This is a genomic window from Izhakiella australiensis, from assembly GCF_002006995.1.
GTDB lineage: Bacteria > Pseudomonadota > Gammaproteobacteria > Enterobacterales > Enterobacteriaceae > Izhakiella > Izhakiella australiensis.
The window spans coordinates 1-6,450 of sequence record NZ_MRUL01000045.1; the positions used below are offsets into that span (position 1 = coordinate 1).

At 52.8% G+C, this 6,450-nt stretch carries 9 protein-coding genes and 3 pseudogenes; all 12 read right to left on the minus strand.

The window, feature by feature from the left end:
* A pseudogene (locus tag BTJ39_RS23905) lies at positions 1 to 346 on the minus strand (VENN motif pre-toxin domain-containing protein); the annotation flags it as partial.
* 227 nt (positions 347 to 573) lie between these two features.
* The gene (locus tag BTJ39_RS23910; RefSeq protein ID WP_078005159.1) at positions 574 to 789 is read right to left on the minus strand and encodes an Imm31 family immunity protein; all 216 of its coding nucleotides are present in this window, start codon (positions 787 to 789) and stop codon (positions 574 to 576) included.
* A gap of 217 nt (positions 790 to 1,006) precedes the next feature.
* A complete protein-coding gene (locus BTJ39_RS23915) occupies positions 1,007 to 1,312 on the minus strand; it encodes a MafI2 family immunity protein (protein ID WP_078005160.1) in 306 nt (101 codons plus the stop codon).
* A 15-nt stretch (positions 1,313 to 1,327) separates the two neighbouring features.
* Entirely contained in the window at positions 1,328 to 1,768 is a 441-nt protein-coding gene (locus BTJ39_RS25245; RefSeq protein WP_241825975.1) for a polymorphic toxin type 50 domain-containing protein, read from the minus strand.
* A gap of 45 nt (positions 1,769 to 1,813) precedes the next feature.
* Positions 1,814 to 2,800 (minus strand): annotated as a pseudogene (locus tag BTJ39_RS23920) (VENN motif pre-toxin domain-containing protein); the annotation flags it as partial.
* 152 nt (positions 2,801 to 2,952) lie between these two features.
* Positions 2,953 to 3,174, minus strand: coding sequence for a hypothetical protein (locus tag BTJ39_RS23925; protein ID WP_078005162.1), 222 nt, complete (start codon positions 3,172 to 3,174; stop codon positions 2,953 to 2,955).
* A 2-nt stretch (positions 3,175 to 3,176) separates the two neighbouring features.
* On the minus strand, positions 3,177 to 3,884 hold the full coding sequence (locus tag BTJ39_RS25250; protein WP_241825974.1) for a hypothetical protein: 708 nt from the start codon (positions 3,882 to 3,884) through the stop codon (positions 3,177 to 3,179).
* Between the two features lie 132 nt (positions 3,885 to 4,016).
* The gene (locus BTJ39_RS23935) at positions 4,017 to 4,286 is read right to left on the minus strand and encodes a hypothetical protein (protein ID WP_078005163.1); all 270 of its coding nucleotides are present in this window, start codon (positions 4,284 to 4,286) and stop codon (positions 4,017 to 4,019) included.
* Positions 4,276 to 5,604: pseudogene (locus BTJ39_RS25330) on the minus strand (VENN motif pre-toxin domain-containing protein); the annotation flags it as partial. The pseudogene BTJ39_RS25330 and the gene BTJ39_RS23935, both read right to left, overlap by 11 nt.
* Before the next feature lie 172 nt (positions 5,605 to 5,776).
* Positions 5,777 to 6,004, minus strand: a complete 228-nt coding sequence (locus BTJ39_RS23950; protein WP_078005166.1) for an Imm31 family immunity protein — start codon at positions 6,002 to 6,004, stop codon at positions 5,777 to 5,779.
* A gap of 15 nt (positions 6,005 to 6,019) precedes the next feature.
* Entirely contained in the window at positions 6,020 to 6,397 is a 378-nt protein-coding gene (locus BTJ39_RS23955) for a polymorphic toxin type 17 domain-containing protein (RefSeq protein WP_338418169.1), read from the minus strand.
* Positions 6,354 to 6,450: IS3 family transposase (locus BTJ39_RS25260; RefSeq protein ID WP_139356339.1), on the minus strand; the 97-nt coding region annotated here is incomplete at its 5' end. The genes BTJ39_RS23955 and BTJ39_RS25260, both read right to left, overlap by 44 nt.

Below are 6,450 nucleotides of genomic sequence, written 5' to 3' on the forward strand. Positions count from 1 at the left end.
GCTGCGCTTCGGCCCGCTTCAGCGCCTGCGGGTCACGCTTCGCCTTTTCACCGGCAATCTGCCCCTGGGTGCGGGCAATGTCGCTGACCTGACCGCCGATTTCACCCATCAGCTGCGCGGCCTGCAGGCGGCGCTGCTCTTTCTCCTTATCGAATATCTGCCCGATGCTGCCGTTGGCGCGGTCCGCGTCGCGGCTGAGGCCGCTGAGGCTCTGCTGCTGGTGTGCGCCGTCACGGATAACCAGGCTGCCCGCGCTGACGGCAGCGCGGGTGGTGCCTTCGTCGTGGCCGTTGTGGCCGGCGCCGGACAGGGCGAGGTTAGCGGCGTTGCTGCGGATATTCGCCACCGGGTCAAAGCCGCCCGAAGAGCTCAGACTGACGCCCTGATGCTCAGTGCGGAAGTCGGCCTGGTTGTGAAGGTCGCTGAAGCCCAGGGTGCCGGTGTCGAGGCGGTAGGTGACGAATTTTATTACTACATCCGTACCCCGGGGAGACAGCCGTTACCTAATAGAGAAGTGTGTTGGTAGAGTTAGTGAGGGGCCAGAAAATCCCGCCCGATGAAGATGGAGATTTTTTAATAATAGTCTTCACTTTTAAAGAATAAACCAGTTGGAGATAAATCATCTTTATCAAAATAAACGGTATTCCCCTTTCCGTGGATAGCAACAGCATAACCATACACAATGCCATTTTCTTCACTTACGCCTAAAATCGCGCCTTTACATCCAATGTATTCATTGTTCCCTGCTTCAGGAAAAACTTCAACTTCTTGATAAAATTCTAATTTCATATCTGTCAGTTACAGGTTTTTTTATCATCTAAATTTACATTCAGGTTGGGCGGCAGCATGTTGCATAAAGGGATTAAGTTTTACTAGTTAACGATAGTGGACTTGTAGCCCTCCCCTTCAGTACGTCACAGAAATAGCCTCAGCGCAATAAGAAGGTGACGTGGGGGAGGGGACGGGCTGTGAATAATCCCCAGCCGAGAGGCTAGGGAACTTATATTTATGATTCTTTTCGTAGAAAGATGCATATTCCTGATGCATGCCTCAATGGATCTGGATAGTCAAGACGCCTTATATTTACGTCCAGGTTAAAACTATCATCAAAATCGGCAATCACCTCTGTTCCTATTTGTGAAGCTGTTTCCTCATCATCGTCCAAGATTTCACCGTCAAAATAAAAAAATAGTTGAATATTACCATTTTTTACTTCGGCGACAATGGATCGCATATTCGAAGTGACATTTCCAAGTAGAGCTCTTTGTATTGATAACTTAAAATAGTTAGTCAATTCAGTCATTTTATCCATAATTATTTATCTCTTCTAAGGCCTTGCTGGTACAACGTGTACACCATTTTTCCCGTAATGCACGATCCCATTAGTTGTAGGTATAGATGCACCTGTTTGAGGATCAATATAATTTCCAATAATTTTCCCATAATTAATTCTCTCTTTAGAGCCCGGCATTCCGACAGGGGTCTTACCTACCTGTTGCCCTGACCCCAATTTTGAGAGTAATGAATCGGGTGATACTGTGATAACGCTTTTGTTTAATCCTGATTCTGAAGCTATTTTATACTCATTTGTACCGGGTATATGCTTATTTTGCTGGCCCTTATTGACAGTGATTTCCCTTGTGCTGCTGGCTTTCTTTGCCTTACTGGCCGCCACAGCCTCAGTTGTTATAGCTGAGTTCTTTGCCGTTTTGCTCTGTCCGCTACCGCCGCCAGGCAGAGTTTTTCCGTCTTTTCCAATCAACTTCATCTTTGATGTTAACGGATTTACCGGATAAATGTGTATCAGCGGCTCCTCGCTGTCACCCAGCGCATTATTCTCAACCGCATTCTTCCCGGCCTGGGCGCCGGTGAGAGCGCCGTCACTGCTGTCGCTGGCCAGCCCGCCCGCCAGCCCGGCGGCCAGGGTGCTTAGGGCGCTGATGGTCTGCTTCTGCTCTTCCGTCAGCTGGTTTCTGGCCACGCCCGGATACAGCTGCTGCGCGATATACTCGCCGGTGGAGGCACCCGCCGCGCCCGCCAGGGCAGAGTTGCCCTGCAACTGCGCCGTCACCGCGCCCAGCACCGCGTGGGCCATCAGGTTGGCGCTGACGTTTACCCTGCCGCTGGCCGGGTCGGTGGTCAGGACGTGTATCTGCTCCGCCAGGTAAGGGGCGGCCGCGCCGCTGAGCGCCTGCGCCATGTTGCCGCCGGCCAGCCCCTGCACCGCGGCGGTGGCGGCGCTCAGCGCCTGCTGCAGCGATGAGCCGGTGCCGAACGGTGCCATGGCGTTGTTGTAAGCCTGCTTCGCTATCTGCTGCGGCGTTGGCTTACGGTTGCCCGCGGCCGCCAGCTGCGCTTCGGCCCGCTTCAGCGCCTGCGGGTCACGCTTCGCCTTTTCACCGGCAATCTGACCCTGGGTGCGGGCGATGTCGCTGACCTGACCGCCGATTTCACCTATCAGCTGCGCGGCCTGCAGGCGGCGCTGCTCTTTCTCCTTATCGAATATCTGCCCGATGCTGCCGTTGGCGCGGTCCGCGTCGCGGCTGAGCCGCGCCACGTCCTGCTGCTGGCGTTTACCGTCACGGATAACCAGGCTGCCCGCGCTGACGGCAGCGCGGGTGGTGCCTTCGTCGTGGCCGTTGTGGCCGGCGCCGGACAGGGCGAGGTTAGCGGCGTTGCTGCGGATATTCGCCACCGGGTCAAAGCCGCCCGAAGAGCTCAGACTGACGCCCTGATGCGCGGTGCTGAAGTCGGCCTGATTGTGGATATCGCTGAAGCCCAGGGTGCCGGTGTCGAGGCGGCAAAAAGCTTTCATCCCGCAGGCAGCGATAGATTGCAGATTGCCTCACTGCTTTTAGTACGCCGCAGAAGCGGGCACCGCTTAACGGCGAAGTCGGGTGGCGGGTGTTGTGATAATGTAAAAATCCCGACTTGGTGAGGGCCGGGATTGTCTTACTGATTTAACAACTTTTTCTTAGCTTCATTTAATGCATTTTGAAACCAATCCAAGTTAACGGTATTAATATCAGAGGAAAACTCTATTCTAATATCGTCAACTCCATGTTCTTGTTGTAAAAGAGCGATAAATATATCGCCACAATAAATTTCAGCTATTAAATATTCGTAATCAATATCACTGGAGATCATGATCTTTAACGGGGCAGTATTGTTCATAATTAAGGCTCCAAAAATCCACGGAAGTTACCCTGGGGATCAAATCTGGCTCCTCTACCATCGGGAGCGATCACATCAAAACCACCGAAACGATTCCCTTCCTTCACAGAGGAACTGGAGGATTTCACTATTTCATCCAATACTTTCTGTCCTTGCTCATTAATTTGAGCTGGTGTTCCTTTAGCTGCGGGATAAGCGCTTCCTTCACGGCTACCATGTTTCTGTAAACCTCTTCCTGCAATGGTAAAGTTTCCAGATTTAGCTGCCGGATCTATCGCAGAACCACTCTTTGTAAGAGAGTCCAATTCAAGATGTCCAAATTTTCCAGCATTGATTTTTCCAGCCTCTTTAACTACCGCATCCAGACTTGGATCCTGCTTTGCTCCTTCATTAAGTTTAGCTTTACTGGATTTAGCCGCTCTGATTAACCCGCCGCCGCCGGGTACCTTGTGCCCATGTTCATCCACAATGCCAAATTTCGCCAGCGGATTTACCGGATAAATGTGTATCAGCGGCTCTTCGCTGGTTCCCAGCGCATTATTCTCCACAACAACTTTATCTGTTGTGAAGCCTGACGGCGTACGGAGATTTTCCCTGTGCTTTCCGTGGGTTGCGGCGTTTTTTTGCTGATGTACTTCCGGTACACCAACGTTTTGCCCCGACGCGCTTTTTGTCGCCGGACACGCTACCGCCCCGCCGTGGGGCTGCACCCGCGCAGTTTACCAGCGCTGCCGCCGCTGTCATTACCCGTTTTTCGTCGCGGCGCTGATGAACGGGCAGCTCTGATGCTCGTTGAGAGAGTAAAAAATCCCGGCTGGTAAGGGCCGGAATTTTTATCCTGATCAGTCAGGATCGGACGGCGGAGATTTGCGGGTTTTGCGTTCGTCGATTTTGGCAAAGATCCAAGAACCTAAGCTTCCAGATATACCTATGATAATGCTGCCTGCTAATATATTGAAAAGCCATTCGCCTTTTAAGCTAATTTCTCCATCAAATATAAAATCAATTAGCATTCCAGCGAGTAATAAAAAGATGAGCGAACATATCGTTAAATAAATTGTTCCTAAGAACAGTTTTATAAGGGTAATTTCAGATTCGCAATTACTTTTCATCAAGCTGTTTCCCTGTACCATTGATTTTGTCTTTGATTTTATTGCCGATAATTTCTCCACCCACTGAACCCGAAATATCACTTAGAAAACCTGAAGATGGCCCCAAAACAGGTTCCAGCAGTCCTGGTGCATACTTCCCAAACGCGCCACCTACCCCGGCCCCGGCTATTGCACCACCAACAGCCCCCACATCAGGCCCATCGGTAAATACCGAGCTACCCACGGTAATTCCAACGTTCTGCCAGACACCACGCCCTGGCGCCAGAGCACCGGTTACGACAGCTGACCCGCTGCTCCAGTAATCCCAGGTTTTTCTTTCATTTAACGGCTTACTCTGATTTTCCCTGCTGTTGATATCGAACCACTGATAGGTACCGTTGGCGATGGTGCCGATAGTACCACTGGCAGCTACCTCCCATATTGTTGCCGCCGGGCCGAGGTACCAGGCTCCGGCCAGAATAGCGCCGTCTGTGGAGCCTTCCACAATCACTTTTGTCACGTTTGCATACTCCGGCATATCTCCCTCAGCCAGTTTCTTCAGGCCTGCCTGTTTTTCGGCGTCAGTCAGGCCGTTAGCTTCTGCATACTGATTCCATGATGCCACCGCCTGGCCATAAGCCGCCATACCTGCCGGCAGGCTCAGCGCATTATTCTCCACCGCATTCTTCCCGGCCTGCGCGCCGGAGAGGGCGCCCGCGCTGCTGCTCTGCTTCTGCTCCTCCGACAGCTTACTCTTATCCACGCCCGGATACAGCTGCTGCGCGATATATTCACCGGCGCTGGCGCCCGCCGCCCCGGCCAGCGCGGAGCCGTCCTGCAGTTGCGCCGTCACCGCGCCCAGCACCGCGTGGGCCATCAGGTTCGCGCTGGCGTTCAGGTTGCCGGTGACCGGGTCGGTGGTCATTATGTGTATCTGCTCAGCCAGATAGGGCGCGGCGGCGCCGCTGAGGGCCTGGGCCATATTGCCGCCGGCCAGCCCCTGCACCGCGGCGGTGGCGGCGCTCAGCGCCTGCTGCAGCGACGAGCCGGTGCCGAAGGGGGCCATGGCGATATTCGCGGCGTTGCTGTAGAGATTCGCGGCGGGGTCAAAGCCGGAGCGGGAGCTGAGGCTGGCGCCCTGATGCGAGGTGCTGAAGTCGGCCTGATTGTGGATATCGCTGAAGCCGAGGGTGCCGGTGTCGAGGCGGTTTTTGCCGGCGCCGGCGGTGGAGGCGATGACCGCGCCGTCAAGCTGCGTATGGCGTCCGGTGGTGACGTCAAAGCCGCCGTCGCCGGCAAACAGCCCGGTCTGCTCGCGCACCGAGTCGTCGTTGCTGTGCTGCGCCAGGCCTGTAAAAAGCTCTCAGCCCGCAGGCAGCGGCAGATTGCGGCGTTTATCACCGCCATCAGTACGCCGCAGAAGCGGCCACCCCGACCGGAGACGGTGGAGTGGCGGCGTTGTGAGAGGGTAAAAAATCCCGGCTGATGAGGCCGGGACTCACTCTAACTAATTAATAAAAATCGTTTTGTGTAAGTTGTTTCCCCGTTGGAATTACTTCATCTTTATCAAAAGATAGAAGATACTCCTCGTCATAAAGCTTTATTGAGTAGCCATAAAGTATGCCACCTTCTTCACTTATACCCATAACCCCACCTCTTTGACCTGCATATTTTTTATTCTTTTCTTTGCAGTCAGAAGATATTTTTACCTCCTGATAAAAACCGATCTTATTTTCCATAAATGCGACTCCTGGTTACTTGTGTGTAATACGTCCATCCAGAGATATATTTAAGTGTGAGCCATCTCTTGTTGCCCAGCCAAGCTGAGCTTTACCTTTAGGTGATAGCTGAACATCCCATTCAAAAGCTTGCCCAGCTGTGCGAGACGGGCCTTTTACCCACTCATTACCAAATTTATCAAGATAACCATTATTTGGCCCTCTTGGTAACGGATTGCTGGGAGAGTAATTACTATCTGGTACAAAACGTATTTTCCCTTGTGTCGGAAGTTCTACATATTTTATGCGGTCTTTGGTTGACCACGGCTGTGCAGCTCCGTTGATCCTACCCACGTAATGTGGACACGCCCTAAGCGAGGATTTGGTTTTCGAACTGTTCCGGGCTGATACCACCGCAGGCACTGTGGCGACGCCAGCGATTGTAATCACACTCGATATAATTGAAC